At 50.5% G+C, this 19715-nt stretch carries 14 protein-coding genes; 4 read left to right on the plus strand and 10 right to left on the minus strand.

What is annotated here, in order from left to right; genetic code table 11:
- Window positions 1-223 precede the first annotated feature (223 nt).
- From AAY72_RS14270 to AAY72_RS14280, 3 genes are read left to right on the plus strand one after another with little or no spacing between them, the layout of a single operon-like run.
- Entirely contained in the window at window positions 224-2146 is a 1923-nt protein-coding gene (locus AAY72_RS14270; protein WP_057788508.1) for a PrkA family serine protein kinase, read from the plus strand.
- A gap of 13 nt (window positions 2147-2159) precedes the next feature.
- Window positions 2160-3425 (plus strand): YeaH/YhbH family protein, encoded by a 1266-nt coding sequence (locus AAY72_RS14275; RefSeq protein WP_008984224.1) that lies wholly within the window; start codon window positions 2160-2162, stop codon window positions 3423-3425.
- A gap of 14 nt (window positions 3426-3439) precedes the next feature.
- Window positions 3440-4951 carry a SpoVR family protein gene (locus AAY72_RS14280; protein ID WP_057788410.1) on the plus strand — a complete coding sequence of 504 codons (1512 nt, stop codon included), beginning with the start codon at window positions 3440-3442 and terminating at the stop codon, window positions 4949-4951.
- Here the strand turns inward: AAY72_RS14280 and AAY72_RS14285 are convergent.
- Both AAY72_RS14285 and AAY72_RS14290 read right to left on the minus strand, forming a co-directional pair.
- Window positions 4948-5910: a diguanylate cyclase gene (locus tag AAY72_RS14285; protein ID WP_057788412.1), complete on the minus strand. Its 963-nt coding sequence runs from the start codon at window positions 5908-5910 to the stop codon at window positions 4948-4950. The two genes, AAY72_RS14280 and AAY72_RS14285, sit on opposite strands and share 4 nt — an antisense overlap.
- Window positions 5907-6920: a response regulator gene (locus AAY72_RS14290; protein WP_057788414.1), complete on the minus strand. Its 1014-nt coding sequence runs from the start codon at window positions 6918-6920 to the stop codon at window positions 5907-5909. The genes AAY72_RS14285 and AAY72_RS14290 overlap by 4 nt, the downstream gene beginning before the upstream one ends.
- 62 nt (window positions 6921-6982) lie before the next feature.
- On the opposite strand from AAY72_RS14290, the gene tpx reads away from it, so the two are divergent.
- Entirely contained in the window at window positions 6983-7600 is a 618-nt protein-coding gene (tpx, locus tag AAY72_RS14295) for a thiol peroxidase (RefSeq protein ID WP_057788416.1), read from the plus strand.
- Between the two features lie 46 nt (window positions 7601-7646).
- Here the strand turns inward: tpx and adk are convergent, their stop codons facing one another.
- The 8 genes from adk to AAY72_RS14335 form a co-directional block, all read right to left on the minus strand.
- A complete protein-coding gene (gene adk / locus AAY72_RS14300; RefSeq protein ID WP_057788418.1) occupies window positions 7647-8291 on the minus strand; it encodes an adenylate kinase in 645 nt (214 codons plus the stop codon).
- A 224-nt stretch (window positions 8292-8515) separates the two neighbouring features.
- A complete protein-coding gene (locus AAY72_RS14305; RefSeq protein WP_057788420.1) occupies window positions 8516-10444 on the minus strand; it encodes a methyl-accepting chemotaxis protein in 1929 nt (642 codons plus the stop codon).
- Between the two features lie 148 nt (window positions 10445-10592).
- Window positions 10593-12524 carry a molecular chaperone HtpG gene (gene htpG / locus AAY72_RS14310; protein ID WP_057788422.1) on the minus strand — a complete coding sequence of 644 codons (1932 nt, stop codon included), beginning with the start codon at window positions 12522-12524 and terminating at the stop codon, window positions 10593-10595.
- Window positions 12525-12635: 111 nt separating this feature from the next.
- Window positions 12636-13238 (minus strand): recombination mediator RecR, encoded by a 603-nt coding sequence (gene recR / locus AAY72_RS14315; protein ID WP_057788424.1) that lies wholly within the window; start codon window positions 13236-13238, stop codon window positions 12636-12638.
- Window positions 13239-13243: 5 nt separating this feature from the next.
- Window positions 13244-13570, minus strand: coding sequence for a YbaB/EbfC family nucleoid-associated protein (locus tag AAY72_RS14320; protein ID WP_057788426.1), 327 nt, complete (start codon window positions 13568-13570; stop codon window positions 13244-13246).
- A 70-nt stretch (window positions 13571-13640) separates the two neighbouring features.
- Window positions 13641-15866 carry a DNA polymerase III subunit gamma/tau gene (dnaX, locus tag AAY72_RS14325; protein WP_057788428.1) on the minus strand — a complete coding sequence of 742 codons (2226 nt, stop codon included), beginning with the start codon at window positions 15864-15866 and terminating at the stop codon, window positions 13641-13643.
- Between the two features lie 41 nt (window positions 15867-15907).
- Complete coding sequence (apt, locus tag AAY72_RS14330) at window positions 15908-16456, minus strand: adenine phosphoribosyltransferase (protein WP_008607434.1); 549 nt, start codon at window positions 16454-16456, stop codon at window positions 15908-15910.
- A 342-nt stretch (window positions 16457-16798) separates the two neighbouring features.
- Entirely contained in the window at window positions 16799-19705 is a 2907-nt protein-coding gene (locus AAY72_RS14335; RefSeq protein ID WP_057788430.1) for a TonB-dependent receptor domain-containing protein, read from the minus strand.
- Window positions 19706-19715 lie beyond the last annotated feature (10 nt).

Below are 19715 nucleotides of genomic sequence, written 5' to 3' on the forward strand. Positions count from 1 at the left end.
ATTTGTGTATAAGAGACAGGCTTCGGCCGGGTATTTTTTGCTCCACCCTGCAACTTTCCTGCCGCATCTCGCTCAAAATTTATACTGAACCTTTTATCGAAACAAAGCGTAACTGCCAATACCAGGGTTATTTTTTGTACTTCGCTGGGCAAAACTGCCGTTTAGTGTCTACCTTTAACATAACAGCTAAGCAGTTATGCCGGACGACGGGCTGGAGGTGTATATGGGGATCTTTGAGCATTTCAGGACACGTTACGAAACTACCAAAGAGGAGGAAATGAGCCTGCAGGAATTCCTGCAACTATGTAAAAAAGACAAAAGCTGCTACAGCACCGCCGCTGAGCGGCTGTTACAAGCGATTGGCGAGCCCGAGTTAATTGATACTTCGCATGATCCTAAACTAAGCCGACTGTTTTCCAACCGGGTGATCGCCCGCTACCCCGCCTTCCATGAGTTTTACGGCATGGAGGATGCTATCGAACAAATTGTCTCTTACCTGAAGCACTCGGCGCAGGGGCTGGAAGAACGCAAACAAATTCTGTATTTGCTGGGCCCGGTCGGCGGCGGTAAATCCTCATTAGCGGAAAAACTCAAAGCCCTGATGCAACAGGTACCGATTTACTACCTGAAAGGCTCGCCGGTACAGGACCATCCGCTATGTCTGTTCGATGCCGCCGAGGATGGCGCTATTCTGGAGCAGGAATACGGCATTCCGAAACGTTATCTGCGCGCCATTATGTCGCCCTGGGCCAGTAAACGGCTGCACGAATTTAACGGCGATATCAGCCAGTTCCGGGTAGTCAAGCGCACGCCGTCGATTCTGGATCAGCTGGCGATTGCCAAAACTGAGCCGGGTGATGAGAACAATCAGGATATCGCCGCGCTGGTAGGTAAAGTGGATATCCGTAAGTTAGAGCATTATGCGCAAAATGATCCTGATGCCTACAGCTACTCCGGCGCCCTGTGTCGCGCCAATCAGGGGCTGATGGAGTTTGTTGAGATGTTTAAAGCGCCGATTAAAGTGCTGCATCCGCTGCTGACCGCTACACAGGAAGGGAATTACAACGGTACCGAAGGGCTGGCTGCCCTGCCGTTTGACGGCATTATTCTGGCGCACAGTAACGAGTCAGAATGGCAAACTTTCCGCAATAACAAAAACAACGAAGCCTTTTTAGATCGGGTCTACATCGTCAAAGTCCCTTACTGTTTACGTGTCAGTGAGGAAATGAAGATTTATCAAAAACTGTTGGAACATAGTGAACTCAGCCAGGCACCCTGTGCCCCCGGTACCTTGAGCGCACTGGCGCAATTTGCAGTGCTGTCACGGCTAAAAACCCCGGAAAACTCCAGTATCTACTCGAAAATGCGGGTTTATGATGGTGAAAGCCTGAAAGATACCGATCCTAAGGCCAAGTCGTATCAGGAGTATCGTGACTTTGCCGGTGTCGATGAAGGCATGACGGGCCTGTCAACCCGCTTTGCCTTTAAGATCCTGTCACGGGTCTTTAATTTCGACAGCACCGAAGTGGCCGCTAACCCAGTACATTTATTCTATGTGCTGGAGCAACAGATAGAGCGCGAGCAGTTCCCGGCAGACACCGCAGAGCGCTATCTGGAACATCTGAAAGGTTTCCTGATCCCTAAATATGTCGAATTTATCGGCAAAGAGATTCAAACTGCTTATCTGGAGTCCTACTCTGAATATGGACAAAACATCTTTGATCGCTATGTGATCTATGCCGACTTCTGGATCCAGGATCAGGAATACCGCGATCCGGAGACCGGCCAGTTGTTTGACCGCTCAGCCCTGAATTCTGAGCTGGAGAAAATTGAAAAGCCAGCTGGCATCAGTAACCCAAAAGATTTCCGCAATGAAATCGTTAACTTTGTGCTGCGCGCCCGTGCCAAAAATCATGGCAAGAATCCTACCTGGACCAGCTATGAAAAACTCAGAACAGTGATAGAGAAGAAAATGTTCTCCGGCACTGAAGAGCTGCTGCCAGTGATTTCGTTTAATGCCAAAACCAGCACTGAGGATCAGAAAAAGCATGACGACTTCGTCAACCGGATGATGGAGAAAGGTTATACCCGTAAGCAAGTCCGTTTGCTGTCTGAATGGTATTTGCGGGTACGGAAATCGCAGTAACGGCGGAGGTGGTATGGTGCATTTTATTGATCGCCGGCTCAACGGAAAAAACAAAAGCGCGGTTAATCGCCAGCGTTTTATCCGCCGTTATAAGCAACAAATTAAGCAGGCGGTATCCGATGCGATCAGTAAACGCAGTGTGACCGATTTACACAAGGGTGAGAGTGTCAGCATACCGGCGCGGGATATCACTGAGCCGTTTTTCCACCAGGGTCAAGGCGGTATCCGGCAGCGGGTGCATCCGGGCAACGACCAGTTCAGCCCGGGTGACCGCATTCCACGGCCACAAGGTGGTGGTGCTGGCAGCGGCCAGGGCGATGCCAGTGCCGATGGTGAAGGCAACGACGACTTTGTCTTTGCCATCTCCAAGGATGAATATCTGGACCTGTTGTTTGAGGATTTGGCGCTGCCGGATCTGAAACATAATCAGTTGGATAAGCTGGTACAATACAAAACGGTGCGAGCTGGCTATCGTGCCGAAGGCGTACCAGCCAATATTGATATCGTACGCTCGCTACGCGGCTCTCTGGCACGGCGCATTGCGATGTCCGCTGATAAAAAGCAACAGCTAAAGCAAGCTGAGGCCGAGCTTGCAGAGCTGGAGCAGGCCGCAGTACCGGATGAATTGGCACGGCGCGCGCTATTGGAGCACATCGCAGAGCTGAAGCAAAAACTGGCTGCCGTCCCCTTTATCGACAGCTTTGATTTACGCTTTCGTAATTATCAAAAGAAGCCAGAGCCGACCAGTAAGGCGGTGATGTTTTGCCTGATGGATGTCTCAGGCTCGATGGACCAGGCCACCAAAGAGATGGCTAAACGCTTCTATATATTGCTGTATCTGTTCTTAAGCCGCAGCTATAAAAATGTCGAAGTGGTGTATATCCGCCACCATACCCAGGCCAAAGAAGTCGACGAACAGGAGTTTTTCTATTCCCAGGAAACCGGCGGAACTATCGTGTCCTCGGCGCTGAAGCTAATGCAGGAAATTATTGCCAAACGGTTTGACCCACAGGAATGGAATATCTATGCCGCTCAAGCGTCGGACGGCGACAACTGGGCAGAAGATAGCCCACTCTGTGCCGAACTATTGGCCAGACAGATCCTGCCGGCCGTACGTTATTACGCTTATATTGAAATCAGTCCACGCGCGCATCAGTCGCTGTGGGAACAATACCAACAATTACAGGCCAGTCAGCCTAAGCTGGCGTTGCAGCAAATCCGTGAAGTCAGTGATATTTACCCGGTGTTTCGCGAACTCTTTAAAAAACAAGCTGCCTGACGGAGGTCTTCAGTATGTCTAACTCCGCTTTAACCAGCCGCGCCTGCTTACCCGATGGTCCCGACTGGACGTTCGAGCTACTGGCGAGCTACCAACAGGAAATTGCCCGGGTTGCCGCGCACTATCAGCTGGATACCTATCCCAATCAGATTGAGGTGATTACCGCTGAGCAAATGCTGGATGCCTATTCCAGTATTGGTATGCCGATTGGCTATCACCACTGGTCTTATGGCAAAAAATTTATTCAAAGCGAGCAGCACTACAAAAGAGGCTATATGGGGTTGGCCTATGAAATCGTCATCAATTCCGATCCCTGCATTGCCTATCTGATGGAAGAAAATACCCTGCCAATGCAGGCACTGGTGATGGCGCACGCCTGCTATGGCCATAATTCGTTTTTTAAAAATAATTACTTGTTCCGCACCTGGACCGACGCCTCATCAATTATCGATTATCTGGTGTTTGCCAAAAACTATGTCAGCAAGTGTGAGGAGAAATACGGTATCGCCGAAGTCGAAAATTTTCTCGACTCCTGTCATGCCTTGATGAATTATGGCGTTGATCGTTATAAGAGACCCCAGAAGATCTCAATGGCGGAGGAGCAAAAACGCCAGCAACAGCGGGAAGCCTTTTTACAATCGCAGGTTAACGAGCTATGGCGCACCTTGCCGGCTAAAGCCAGCACCAATCCGACTGAAGCACGCTTCCCGGCCGAGCCACAGGAAAACATTCTGTATTTTATTGAAAAAAATGCGCCCTTGCTGCAACCCTGGCAACGTGAGCTAGTCAGGATAGTGCGCAAAATCTCGCAGTATTTCTATCCACAAAAACAAACCCAGGTGATGAACGAGGGCTGGGCAACGTTCTGGCACTATACGCTGCTGCAACATCTGTACGCTGAAGGCAAACTGAGCGACCGTTTTATGCTGGAAGTGTTACATAGCCACACTAATGTGGTGTTGCAACCGCCTTATAACAGCAAGTATTACAGCGGTATTAACCCCTATGCGCTGGGCTTTGCTATTTTTAGTGATATCCGCCGGATTTGTGAAAACCCGACCGCTGAAGATAAAGCCTGGTTTCCGGAGCTCGCCGGTAGCGACTGGCTACAGAGCCTGCATTTTGCGATGCAGAACTTTAAAGATGAGAGCTTTATCAGTCAGTATCTGTCGCCGAAAGTGATGCGGGATTTTCATTTATTCGCCGTTACCGACAATAGTAAGGAAAGCAGCCTTGAAGTCAGTGCTATCCATAATGCCGAGGGCTATCAGCAGATCCGGCAGTTATTGTCAGCTCAGTATAATCTAAGCCAGCTGGAGCCAAATATTCAGGTGCAACAGGTCAATCTGAATACGGATCGGGCGCTGACATTGCGTTACATTCCACACCAGGAGATCCCGCTGGGTGGCGCGATTGAGCAGGTGATGCGCCACTTACACCGCTTGTGGGGTTTTGAGGTCCGGCTGGAGCAACTGCAAAGCGATGGCAGCGTGCAGCTACTGGCACGCTGCCCAGAGCCGGCTTAATCCTGATGCCGGGTTACCCGGTTGCGGCCATCGGCTTTAGAGGTATAAAGCGCTTTATCCGCAGCATCCAGCCACTGCAGATAATCCTGCATCGCCGCACTGCGTTCCGCCAGGCCAAAACTCATGGTTAGCCGGATCGTCTGGCCCTGGTAAGTCAACTCGGTCTGTTCAATTTTACGGCGAATGCGCTCGGCCAGATAATTGGCCTGATCGGCGCTGGTATCCAGCAGTAAGATAGCAAACTCCTCACCACCATAACGACCCGGTAAGTCGGTACTGCGCAAGCTTTTGCGGATTATCTCTGCCACAGTTTTAATGACCAGATCGCCCGCCGCATGGCCATAACCATCGTTGATGCGCTTAAAGTAATCGATATCACACATGATCAGCGTGCTGCTATGCTGCGGATAACGCTGCAGCCGGTTAAACTCCAGCTTCAGATTTTCTTCCCAATTGCCGCGATTGCGCATTTGCGTCAGATAATCGGTTGTCGATAACTGCCGTAACTGCCCATTCATTGACTGTAATTCCAGCTTACTGACCGCTGCATCTGTCACGTCATAAATAATAAAACACAGGTGACTGACCTGACCGCGACTGTCGGTGATCGGGAAAATGGTACTATTCTGATACATATAATCAGCATGACCGGTGATAGAACGGTAGTTTTTAAAACGGAAAATATAGGGCCGCTGCTCCCAAATCGTAAAAGCGCGGTTTTTTAATAGAAAGACGGGATCACATTTACGACGTAGCCAGTCTTCGTCAATTTCCGGGAACAAGTCAAACAGGCTGCGTTCTCTGACCTGGCGCGGCAACAAACCACTGTGGTTTTCCATAAAACCGTTCCATAACTGGATCTGATACTGGGTGTCCACCACCACTAAACCCACATCAACGGTTTGCAGCATATCCATTAGCCAATGCAGCTCTGAAGCACCAAAATCTTTCAGGGTCATTCAGCATCATCCATCAAAAAAGCCAGCTTATAGCGGAAAGTTTTCAGACTATCTTCGGTAAACAACAGCAATAAATCACAGTGTATATTAAAACCTTCGATACCATAACTGAGCTCAATCGTCAGCGTTTTACGCCAACGTTTGGCATTGGCTTTAATCAGCTCACTGACCGGCGCGTGCTGCCCCAGCACCACCGGATGGCCCTGACTAAAACTAATATCCAGCTGTTCAGCAATACCTTTTAATACTGCCCCAATCAGGATATTTGCCACATCCATCAGTAGTTCCAATTCGGCGGCACTGGTCAGCTCGCCCTGATAATTCAGCAAACGCGCAATATCAGCAAAACTGGAGTCAGTTAAGATCAATAAGGCTTCACCGGCAATACCACTGCCAATAAAACCCTGACAGACACCTGAAGTCTGGCTGTCCGGGGCAATGGAGGCCAACGCCATAGTCAGTTCACTGACCTCAATCAAATTGACATTCGGGATCGGTAACTTAACAAACACCTTAAGCAAGCGCGCCAGTAAATCACCGGCCTGGCCCATGGCAACGTTTGCCACTTCCTGAAACACATCGCGTAGCTCAAGATCTAACTCCGTAACCTGAACCAGATGCGCTTGCCCCTGCTGCGTTCTTGGTGCAGTTGCTACCGCCGTTTGTAGCAGCGCAGCCAGCGCCTGCGGCTCGACCGGTTTCTTCAGAAAGGCTTTCGCCCCCAGCGCCATCACTCTTTGGTGTGCTTCCGGTTGAATATCGCCAGAAACGACAACAATCTGTACTGGCAGTTGCAGCTTCTTTAACTCTGCCAATACCTGATAGCCATCCATTACCGGCATGTTCAAATCGAGGAACAGCCAGTCAAAGGGTTGTTTTTTCAGACTGGTCAGGGCATCAGCCCCATGGCCGGCGAACTGCACCGTTTTCTGCCAGTCCTGTGGTAATATTTTGGCCAGTTGTTTTCGGGCCAGATTGGAATCGTCGCAAATTAATACAGCGGGCGTCATAACTTTCTCGCTTGAATGCGGTCTGACCTTATCATAACGTTGATTGACTGTTGGAGCAGCAAATGTTTTTAAAAAAATTTAATAATACTAAGCTACTAGTTGCACTGTTACTGGCAGTTGCCAGTGGCGGCCTGACCGCCGCCGATATTACGGCGAAGCTACCCTCCCGCATCAGCACAGTAACGGCGGGCGGTGAGCCGGTGGTGTTACTGGGCGACGAACTAAAAACCGGTCAAGCGGCACCGGCTTTTAAAGTGGTTGACAATAATTTTAAACCGGTTGCGTTGGCTGATTTCAAAGGGCAGACCGTTTTACTTAGTGTCGTACCCAGTATCGATACCGGCATCTGCTCGCTGCAAACTAAACGTTTTAACGAAGAAGTCAGTAAGTTACCCGACTCTGTAACCCTGCTCACCATCAGCACCGATCTGCCGTTCGCCCAGAAACGTTTTTGCGAACAAGAACAGGTTGCCAACATGGCGGTACTATCAGATGCTGTCTGGCGCGATTTTGGCAGCAGCTACGGCTTATTGATTAAAGATATGGGTTTATTAACCCGGGCAATTATTATTATCGATAAGCAAGGTAAGGTAGTGTACCAACAACTGGTACCTGAACTGGCGCAGGAACCCGATTACAATGCGGCTTTGCAAGCGCTGCAAAAAGTCCTCGGCAGTTAAGCAAAAAACCCGGTGCAAACCGGGTTTTTTAAGTACGGATTAGCGGTTAACCTAACAGGCTGACTAAGTGCTTGCTGACCTGCTCTACCGGCAGCGTACCATCGATATGATGATACTGAGTCTCGCCACGCTCTGCTGCTTTACGGTAGTAGCCTACCAGTAATTCGGTTTGCTCATGATAAATGGCTAACCGCTTACGCACCGTTTCTTCCACATCATCAGCGCGGATCACCAAGTCTTCACCGGTTTCATCGTCTTTACCGGCAACTTTAGGTGGATTATATACCAGGTGGTAGACCCGACCTGACGCCGGATGTACCCGACGGCCGCTCATCCGCTCGACGATAACATCATCCGGTACATCAAATTCAATCACATGATCAACCTTGATGCCGGCTTCCTGCATCGCATCAGCTTGCGGAATGGTGCGTGGAAAACCATCCAGTAAAAAGCCTTTAGCACAGTCTGCTTTCGCCACCCGCTCTTTTACCAGCCCAATAATCAGATCATCAGACACTAACTGACCGGCATCCATAATCTTTTTCGCCGCTAATCCCAGCTCTGAACCTTCTTTAATGGCGGCACGTAACATATCACCGGTCGAAATTTGTGGGATACCGTATTTGTTCATCAAAAACTGTGCCTGAGTTCCCTTACCGGCACCCGGGGCGCCCAACAAAATTATGCGCATAGCCTCTACCCTCTTATCCTGGGATTAATCTGTAAATTTTACCGGGTCTAATCTTTGCATAATGCGCGGGGTGAAACAAGAAATTTGTCAACTGGTGCTACCTGACACTGCGCCAATCCTCGCCTTTAGTCGATAGCCTTGGCGCAGCAGCCAACTCGGGCCTGAAACGGCGGCAAAGGGGAAAAAGCAGCTATTTTCCTCCGGAAACCGCCGTCTTACTGCGACTAAAGTCTGAACCGGCGTACCAGCTCCTGCAGTTGTTCCGCCAGGGTAGACAGTGAATCACTGGCTTGAGCGGATTGACTGACATTATCATTGGTTTGATAAGCCACATCACTGATTCGATGGAAGTTTTGATTAATATCTCTTGATACTACCGTTTGTTGTTCGGTTGCGGTGGCGATCTGGTGAGTGGTACTACTGATGAGCTCCACCGCTTCATAAATGGCTGCCAAAGCCTGATCAGCTGCCGCGGCACGCTCGGCGGTTGATTTTGCCGCTTGTTCGCTATTATCAGTGGCTTTTACTGCATTATCAGTACCGTGCTGCAACTTATCGATCATCTGCTTAATTTCAGTGGTTGAATCTTTAGTGCGACTGGCCAGCGTCCTTACTTCATCTGCTACCACCGCAAAACCACGGCCACTCTCACCGGCACGCGCTGCTTCAATAGCCGCATTGAGCGCCAGCAAGTTGGTTTGCTCAGCGATACCCTCAATCACTTGTAAAATATTGCCAATCTGATCGCTGTCTTTTTTCAGCAGCCGGATAATCGTGGCGGCGGAGCTGACTTCTTTCGACAAATTGGCTAGTTCACGAATTGTTGTGCTGACAATTTGCCGGCCATTTTTGCTTTCCTGCTCGGCCTGGGCAGCTGCTTCTGCGGCCTGCTGGGTATTGCGCGACACTTCCTCCAGAGTGCTGGTCATCTCATTCATCGCTACAGCGGCACTGCTGATTTCGGTATTTTGTTGCTGCATCCCGGCACTGGTTTGCTGGTTAATCTGCGATAACTCAGTCGATGCTGCAGCGACCTGATCAGAATAATTACTGACCTCCCCCAGCATCTGCCGCAAGCGCTGCTGCATCTGAGCAATGGCGGCTAATAAACTACTGCTGTCGTCTGGACGCAGATTAATACTGCCACTCAGATCACCCTCGGCAACGCGTTGTACTACCGCAGCGGCATATTCCGGCTCGCCGCCCAGGGTACGGGTAACCTTTTTCACCAACAGCAAACAGACGACTGTCGCCAGCACTAGCACCACCACCGCTGCGATCAGTAAGGTCCAGAACATTTCCCGTACTTCGGCCAACGCCTCCTGTTGCCGGCTTTCCAGCACCAGGCTCCAGCCTAACATCGGCATAAACTGATAACTGCCAATCACCGGCGTCGCTGCAGCGTTTTGATAGAGCCCAACGCCGCTTTGTTGTTGTTTAGTGGCTTCTGCCGCCTGAGTCGTCAGCTTAGCATCCTTAGCGACAGACGGCGCTGTGGTAATGGCTTTACCTTCGGTGTCCAGCAAATAAATTTCGGTATAGTCATTACGGCTTAATTCATTCACTTTGCGAAAAATCGTCTCCAGCTGCACGGCACCACGCATCACCGCCACTATCTGATTATTTTGCCGGATCGGGATCGCTACTGTACTGACGGTTTGGCCGGTAGCGCGGGAAACCACCGGCTGCGAAAAGGTATCCTGACCAGCGATTGCCTGCTTAAACCAGGCGCGGTCGGCCACATTAAAGGCGTTGGCTTCCGCTTCACTCAGCACTTTGGCCTGGCCACTAACGAAGCTGACACCGGCCATGCCTAAGCCGTCGGGGCCGACGACAAAGATGGTGTCATAAAAACCACTATTCTGCGCCAACTGCTGCATCAATTCGGTCGCCAGCGGTAAATTCAGTTGCTGTACTGAGGGCAAGGTTGCCAGAAGCCGCATTTCATCCTGCCGCACCAGTAACCAATCGGTGAACGCATCGGCATTCAGCTCGGCGGCACTGCGTAACGAACTGACCACGCCATCAGTTTGCGAGTCCTGATAGCGAGCAAAGAGTAGGCTGGTCAGCAGTAGAATCGCTGCCAGAAACAAAGAAATCATACTAAGGGTTAAACGACCGCCAAAACCAAGGCGTTGCCAGAACTGCTGCATAGCTCACCTGTCTGTTATTGTTATCGCCGTCATAACAAGTATAGTGAGAATTTGCAGTAATTGGATGATACAGAATAATTTTTCGAATATAACAGCGACAAAAAAGGGGCTGGTAATACCAGCCCCTCTATCAATAGCCAGTTTATGGTTATTTTGCCAGTGACAGTAACAGGCTATTTAAGCGGGTCACAAAGCTGGCCGGATTTTTCAGGCTGCCACGCTCGGCCAGTAATGCCTGTTCAAACAGCACTTCAGCCCATTGCTGGAAGCGACTTTCGTCCGGCTCGTCGGCGATATGTTTCACCAGTTGATGCTCCGGATTCAGCTCAAAAATCGGTTTCACCTCTGGCACCTTCTGCCCTACCGATTCCATCAGCTTGATCATCTGGGTGCTCATATCAAACTCATCGGTCACCACACAGGCCGGGCTGTCGGTTAGACGATGGCTAACCTTAACATCTTTAACTTGCTCACCCAGCGCCTTTTTAAAGCGCTCCAGCACCGATGCAAAAGCCTCTTCGGTTTTCTTCTGCTCTTCTTTGGTCTGCTCGTCATCCAGTTTCGACAGATCCAGACCGCCTTTGGCGACAGAACGGAATTTCTTACCGTCAAACTCTGGCAGATGCTGCATCAGCCACTCATCGATGCGATCGGATAACAGTAATACTTCCAGACCTTTCTTGCGGAATACTTCTAAATGTGGACTGTGCTTAGCGGCTTCGTAGCTGTCAGCCACCAGGAAGTAAATTTCGTCCTGCCCCTCTTTCATCCGACTAACATAATCGGCCAACGCCACATTTTGCACACTGCTGTCATTATGCGTAGACGCAAAACGCAGCAAGGCGGCAATTTGTTCTTTGTTCGCGAAATCTTCTGCCGGGCCCTCTTTTAACACCTGGCCAAATTCATTCCAGAACAGCTGATACTGTTCCTGATCTTTCGCCAGCTTTTCCAGCATTTTCAGCGCGCGGCTGCTACAGCCTTTGCGCAGGCTCTGGCTGACCTTGGTATCCTGCAAAATTTCGCGCGATACGTTCAGTGGTAAGTCGCTGGAATCCAGTACCCCTTTGATAAAGCGCAGATAGCTTGGCATAAACTGTTCAGCATCATCCATAATAAACACGCGCTGCACATAAAGCTTCAAACCATGTTTGGCTTCACGGTTCCACATATCGAAGGGCGCTTTTTTCGGCACATATAACAAGCTGGTGTAATTGTTATTACCTTCCACTTTGTTATGGCTCCAGCTTAGCGGCTCGCTCCAGTCGTGGGAAATATGCTTGTAGAACTCCTGATATTCTTCATCAGTAATTTCTGACTTGTCGCGTGTCCACAGCGCCGTTGCTTTGTTAACCGCCTGCCAGTGACCTTCAGTCGCCGGGATCTTCTCACCGTCTTCTTCGCGCTCGGGCGTACCCTCCTGCCACATTTCTACCGGAATTGAGATATGGTCAGAGTATTTGGTAACAATGCTTTCAACTTTCCAGCGACTTAAGAACTCGTCTTCACCGTCACGCAGGTGCAGCTCGATCTCGGTACCACGGCTAGCTTTGTTAATCTTGCTAATGGTGTAATCACCTTCACCGGCCGACTCCCACTCTACCGCACTATCAGCTGCCTGACCGGCCTTACGAGTGCGAACGATAACCTTGTCTGCGACGATAAAGGCTGAATAGAAACCGACACCAAACTGACCGATTAATTTGGAGTCTTTGCTTTGATCGCCAGACAATTGTGAAAAGAATTCTTTAGTACCGGACTTGGCAATCGTACCCAGATGCGCAATCACATCGGCTTCGTCCATACCAATGCCGTTATCGCTGATGGTCAGGGTACGCGCCTTTTCATCCAGGCTGATCCGTACTCGCAGTTCACCATCATCACCATATAAACTGCTATCCGACAACGCTAAAAAGCGCAGTTTATCAGCGGCATCTGAGGCATTAGATACCAGTTCCCGCAGGAAAATTTCTTTATTGGAATACAGCGAATGGATCATCAACTGCAAAAGTTGTTTTACTTCTGCCTGAAAGCCATGAGTTTGCTTCTGGCCAGCAGCGTTGGCAGTGGTCTCACTCATCTTGGGGTCCTCTATAGGTATAACGAGACAAAAAGACGGCGCGGCGCGCCGATAACAGCACCAGATATGGGGGTATTCAGGATGATTTCAAGAGTGGATTAACAGCACTAACTAAAAACGTTTACGCCCAGACAGCGCGTGCGCCAGGGTAGTACCGTCGATATATTCCAGTTCACCGCCCACCGGCAGGCCTTGCGCGAGGCGGGTGACAGTGCACTGATATTGCTGACACAGCTCAGCAATATAAAACGCAGTGGCTTCCCCTTCGACCGTCGGATTGGTAGCCAGAATCACTTCACTGATACCGCCACTGGCCAGTTGCTTCGCCAGTAGGTCAAGGCCGAGTTGCTCCGGGCCTATGCCATCGAGCGGCGATAGATAACCCATCAACACAAAGTAACGGCCCTGAAATTGTCCGGTTTGCTCGATCGCCAGTTGGTCAGCTGCTGACCCAACGATGCACAGGGTTTCCGCCTCAGCACGGCGCGGATCGCTGCAAATAGCACACAGCGCCTGTTCACTAAAGGTGCGGCATTGCTGACATTGACCAATGCCGTTCATCGCAGCAGTTAAAGCCGCCCCAAGCCTGGCGCCGCCACTGCGATTACGCTCCAGCAGTTGTAATGCCATGCGCTGGGCCGATTTCGGGCCCACCCCCGGCAACACGCGTAGTGCATCAATCAACTGCTGTAACAGCGGCGGGAGCTTAGCCATAATGCTTAGAAAGGTAACTTCATACCTGGCGGCAATTGTAACCCGCCGGTGATTTTCGCCATTTGTTCTTTATTGTTTTCTTCAACCCGACGCACCGCATCATTTAATGCCGCGGCAATCAGATCTTCCAGCATTTCTTTGTCATCACTCATCAGACTGTCATCAATGCTGACACGGCGCACATTGTGGTTACCGGTCATGGTGACTTTAACCAGGCCCGCGCCGGCTTCACCCGTGACTTCCATATTGGCAATTTCGGCCTGCATCTTCTGCATCTTATCCTGCATGGCCTGTGCTTGTTTGAGCATATTGCCCATACCGCCTTTAAACATAATTCTCTCTCTCTGTTAGGAACTGACAAAGCTGGCGACAAGATAATGACTCGGCGCCAAAATTACAAGGTTAATTCACCTGCAGGGTGTCCAACTGCAGCTCGGCGGCAAAGCGCAGCTGGATCTCTTGCAGCTTAGGATCCTGCTGCAATAACCGGCTGACGTAGTCCTTACGCTCCTGCTCGATCTGCTGTTGGATCGCCAGTGGCGTGTTTAGCACCTGCTCCTGATACTCAATCGCCAGCTCGAAACCCGCCGGAAATACCGGCGCAATCGCCTGGTACAATTTAGTACGAAAAGCCGGGTTATCCAGATGTTGCTGATGCCGTGCGACGGTGAGCAATACCTGCTGCCCTTGCTGGCTGAGCGCACTATTTAACAGATACAGACGTAATAAACCACCGAGCTCTAATTGCTCAATCAATCTAGCCCAGGCATCCACCTGCGCCGCAAACCGAATCGAAAAGCGTTGCTCATCCGGCAACTCGGTATCCGCCGCTGGCAAAGGTTCGAAGCTTTGCTGTTGCCACCAGGCTTCTGACAGCTGCGCTTGCTCACTCAGCTCGTCGTTGCTGAGCTCAGCGAGCTGCTCGTTAAACGCCTCGCTAACATCAACTTCGGCTTGGCTGGCGGTATAACCAGCATATTCCGCTGCGGCGACAGCGTCTGTTGCGATCGCGACGGAAGGCGAAGCAAGCTCTGCCGATTCAGGTTTTACCGCGGCGGCTGTCGGCACCGCAACAGTCGTGGCTTCCAATCTCACCGGCGCAGAGGAGGCTGCAACTGAGGCTGAGAGTGATGGGTCTGTCTGCTGCGGCGCCGGTTGGCGCTCAAACTTTTTTGTTGCCGCTTCCTGCGCTGCATTGGTTGTTGGCAGTGCCAAACCACGTCGGGCCATAATCCGCGCCGTTACGGCATCAATCTGCGTGGCCGGCTCTGCTGTACTGTTGGCCTGAACATTGCCAGTATACCCGGCAGGCGGCGTCTCGGGCTTTATTGCTGTTACTGCTGCAGATGTTGCTGTGGTCCCGGCTGCAGGCTGTGGCAGCGCCCCGGCAGTCTGTGCCAAAGTCGGGCCTTCCTGAGGCATGACAGCTGTTACAGCAACGGCTGGCGCTACTGCTGCCGGACCCGGCGTTGATACTTCCGGTTGATTTGCTGGCAGTACCGCGCCTGACTTGGAAGCTGGCATCTTTTGCGGTGGCGTGGTCTGTGTCGCCGGCACAAAGGCTAAAGCACGAAGCAGCGCCATCTCCAGGCCAATAGCGGGCTCTGGTGCATAGGGTAAATCTCTTTTCCCACTCACCAATAGCTGATAATACAACTGCAGCGCTTCCGGGGTCTGACTGGCCGCAAACTGACGAATGGCGTCGGCATAGTCACTATGTTCAGCAGCGGCAGGTTCAAATTGGGTTAACGCTGTCAGATGCAGCAGCGCCAACAAATCATCCAGCACCTGCAGATAGTCAGCTTGCTGACTCAGTAATTGTTGCAGGCTATGCTGTATCGCAGCCAGATCGGCGGCGAATAAACTCTGTAGTAACTGCAGTGCCCAACTGGTATCCAGTAAACCGAGCATCTCCCGCACCGGCTGTAACTTCACCGCACCATTGCCAAGGGCAATCGCCTGATCGGTCAGGCTGAGGGAGTCCCGCAAACTGCCTTTGGCCGCTTTGGCCAGCAGGGCTAAAGCCGCATCATCGAATGGCAGTTGCTCGGCCTGCAGTACTGTGGCCAGATGCTGCTGAATTTGTGCTACCGTTAAGGCCTTTAAACTAAACTGCAAGCAACGCGACAGTACAGTAACCGGCAGCTTTTGTGGATCGGTGGTGGCGAGTAAGAACTTCACATGCGGTGGCGGCTCTTCCAGCGTCTTTAACAAGGCGTTAAAGCTGTGCCGCGACAGCATATGCACTTCGTCTATCAGGTATACCTTGTAACGGCCCCGGCTTGGTGCATATTGCACATTGTCCAGCAAGTCGCGGGTATCTTCGACCTTAGTCCGCGATGCGGCGTCGATTTCCATTAAATCAACATAGTTACCGCCATCTATCTCTAAGCAGGTGCTACATTGACCACAGGGCGTTGCGGTAATACCGGTCTCACAGTTCAGACTTTTGGCGAAAATGCGGGCGATGGTGGTTTTACCGACACCCCGGGTGCCGGTAAATAAATAGGCATGATGTAAACGGGCGCTATTGAGCGCATTGGCCAGCGCTGTTTTCACATGCTGCTGTCCCACCAGTTCACTAAATTGGCGTGGCCGCCATTTTCTGGCCAGAACCTGATAACTCATGCCGGCATCCTGTCTTGTTGCGAAGTAACGCTAGCCTAACCCTATTCGCCGTGATACTCAACCAGACTACACAGGGTTAAACCGAGCTTTTCTAAGCGTGCAACACCGCCCAGTTCTGGTAAGGCGATTACAAAGGCGGCATCAGCTACAGTGCCACCTAAGCGACGTACCAGTTTTACCGTGGCGTCAATGGTGCCGCCGGTGGCCAGTAAATCGTCAACCAACAGCACTTTATCGCCGGCTACGATAGCGTCAGCGTGTAATTCCAGCGCATCTTCGCCGTATTCCAATGAATAGGCCTGTGAAATACGCTCGCGTGGTAACTTGCCCGGTTTACGTACCGGTACAAAGGCCACTCCCAGCGCATAAGCTAAAGGGGCACCAAAAATAAAGCCGCGCGATTCAGTACCAATAATTTTGGTAATGCCGGCATCCTGATAACGGGCGACAAAGGCATCAATCACTTTTTTAAAGCTGGGGCCATCCTGCATCAGACTGGTCACATCGCGAAAAGTAATGCCCGGTTTCGGATAATTCTCAACCGTTTTAATTACCTGCTGCAATTCGATAGCAAGCTGTTGGTAGTCCATCTCTATACCCTTAAATCAATACAGACAAAAAAGCCGCCCCGGTGGCGGCTCATACCCGATGTAACCTTACTTTCAGGAAAGTAACTGGATCCAGCGGAGGATCGGGGCCAGACACAACAGGCCAGCGAAACAAATAACGAATAATATTAACTGCTTCAGGTCGAAGCTGTCTTTAAAGTTTTCATCAGCCATACTGCTTTACCGCCTACATGTTGATCTAAATCAAAACCGGCGCCTATGGTAATGAATTTCGTCGCCTTTGAAAAGCGCAACCGCGAAAAGAAAAGCCCCGGCTGTGCGTAGCCGGGGCTTTAAGGTACTTAGTAACCTAAGGGAGTTAGATTAGAAGTCGTAAGACACGGTTACGAATAACCGACGACCTAAATAATCCAGTTGTGATGCAAACAGCGGTACGTTACCAACAACGTTCAGCGCAGCTGGGCTGGCAACTGGTGGTTGCTTATCGAACGCATTCGCAATACCGGCAGTCACATTCATGCTATCCCAGAACGTAGTAGAAGCTGAGAACGCATGCAGAATGTAGGTTGGTGTTTCCGCCAGGAAAGTTACATTCTCACCACGGTAAGTAGTGCGGTTACCATTAGCATACAGATGGTAGTTTGAAGTACTACCATAGTAGTTCATGGTCCAGTTAAACTGCCAGTCATCACGACGCAGTGTAGTACGCAGGGTACCCACTTCACGTGGGTTACCAACCCGGGTGATGTACTTCAGCGGCTCAACATCAGCAGCGAACTGCTTGTAGTTACGCTCGATTTGCTGGGTATGCTCTAAGCGCACGCTTAAATCACCGAAAGAGAAAGTATCACGGTAAGTTAAGGTATAGTCGATACCACGTACAGTTTGCTCAGCGGTGTTCAGATAACCACCACGTACTTCAGCCACACCCCAGTCGCCATCCATACCGGTACGACGGGTGATTTGACGACAGAATGGTTCATTAGCAAAACCGCGCTCAGACAGGTAACAGTTGCTTAATACCGCAGCGCCACCGACGTTAGTGATCTGATCGTTAATTACCACATCATAGTAATCTACCGATAAACCAAACTTATTCTCAGGGCTGGTATAAACGATACCTAAACCTTTCGATACTGAGGTTTCCGCTTCCAGTACACCTTTACCACCACCGGTAATTGAGGTCATTGAGGAACCGACACCCGCGATATAGCTCTCTGGTACACCAGCAGCCTGACAGTTAGCGCGCAGGAACTGGTTATCACTTTCAACCCAGTTGATACAAGGGTCGCTAACCTGACCTAAGAAGCCAGTCTGGCTATCCAGGAATAGTTCAAACAGTGCTGGGGCACGGAATGAACTACCACGGTAAGCCCGGATACGCCACTCGTCAGTTAAGGCCCAGTTTAAGCCCACTTTATAAGTTGTACCGGTACCGTAGGTGTTCACATCATTCCAACGGCCTGATACGGTCATATCCAGCGCTTGTACTAAAGGCATTTCACGCAGTAATGGTACGTTAAACTCCGCATAAGCCGCTTTAGTGGTAGAACGACCTTTAGTGATATTAGCACCGCTCAGGCCCCAGGAGTTGCCACGACGGGTTTCAATACCCGGGGTATCCTTGATTAGATCAGTCTGATAGCTGACACCATAAGCAGTACTGACCATACCGGCTGGTAATTCAAATAAATCACCAGTCAGATAGAAGTCAACGGTATCCTGCTTATAGTAGGTCATACCGATATCTTCACCCATCAGGAAGTCACGGGCGCCTTGGCTCATATTACCATTGATAAATTGTGGATCGAACCACTCAACGGCATAGCAAGGACGATTTGACAGTGGCGTTACGTCGTTACAGGCTTCACCGCGCAGTACGCGCTGTGATTTTAGCATCGCATCACGCAGGAAAATATCTTGTTTATATTCACCTTTGTTAAATGAACGCTGATAAGAGAAGTTCCAGTACCAGTCACCAAACTCACCCTCAAAGCCCGCTACAGCACGGGTATAATCGATAGTCGTCTGGTTTTTATAGTGATCAGTAATCGCTACCGCTAACAAAGTGGTGTCACCACCCCAGCCCGGCACTAAATTGGCAGGTATATACCCATAATCCTGGGTAAAGATCTGGCGTACGCTGGCAATATCAGTGGTCCGGCTGCTGTGCAGTAATTCACCGAACATTGATACTTTATCACTGATATCGTAGTTACCCTGCAGGAACACCGAACCCACTTTAGATTCCGGGATCATGGTAGAGTTACGCTGGAACGGATGCTGACCATCTAACCAACCATCGGTTTCTTTGTTGTGACCAGCCCAGAAATAACCATTCGGGTGAGTTAGTGGTACTGGGAAAGTAGAACTTGCCGCTGGGAAGCCATAACCTTGATAGTCATACAGGAAACGACCACCACGGTTACTCCAGATACCATAGCCAGTACCGTTACAATGATACTCACCGGTACGTGGGTCGATAGGGTCAGCCCGCTCGCCAGTGGTGGCATTAAATAGCATCCGCTCGTTACAGTTAAAGTAATCGCGATCGTCACGGATTAAACCGGTATTGACGTTATAGTCAGCCACAATTTGCCATGAACCACGGTCAAAGGTTTCACCGTAAGTACCGTTAATACGGTAAGTTTCACCGCCTGATTCGAATGGCTTGCTACCTGAAACGGTAATATTAGCGGTGTCGTCACGCTTGGTAATAATGTTGATTACACCGGCAACAGCGTCTGAACCGTAAAGTGATGAGGCGCCGTCTTTCAGAATTTCAACCCGATCAATGGCTGATACAGGTAAGGCGTTCATATCAAAAGCAGAAACCTGACCACGGGTACCGGCAGGGCCTGCACGACGGCCGTTTAATAATACCAGCGTACGGTTTGAACCCAGACCACGCATTGAGATAGATTCAGCACCGGCACCACCAGAGGTGACGAAGCCCACAGAGTACGCAGAAATCAGCTGGTCAGAACCGGCTGCCACGGTAGAAGTACGCAGTAATTCACCCAGCGTATTTAAACCTGAATCTTTCGCAATCTCAGCAGTGATGATAGTAACCGGGTTAGCCTGATCCAGGCCGTCGGTGCGGATCCGAGAGCCTACGATCTGAATACGTTCTGGCTTCTCGTCTTTTTTGGCGGTTTCTTCGTTATCAGTTTCTTGGGCTGCAACTGAGCCAGCGAAGGCCAGTGTTGAAGCAGCACCAAAGGCCATAGCCAGGCGAACAGCCTTGCTTAGCTTGTTATTGGTGAACATAGTAAACTCC

Origin of the sequence: Alishewanella sp. WH16-1 (assembly GCF_001441695.1) — a bacterium.
Taxonomy (GTDB): domain Bacteria; phylum Pseudomonadota; class Gammaproteobacteria; order Enterobacterales; family Alteromonadaceae; genus Alishewanella; species Alishewanella agri.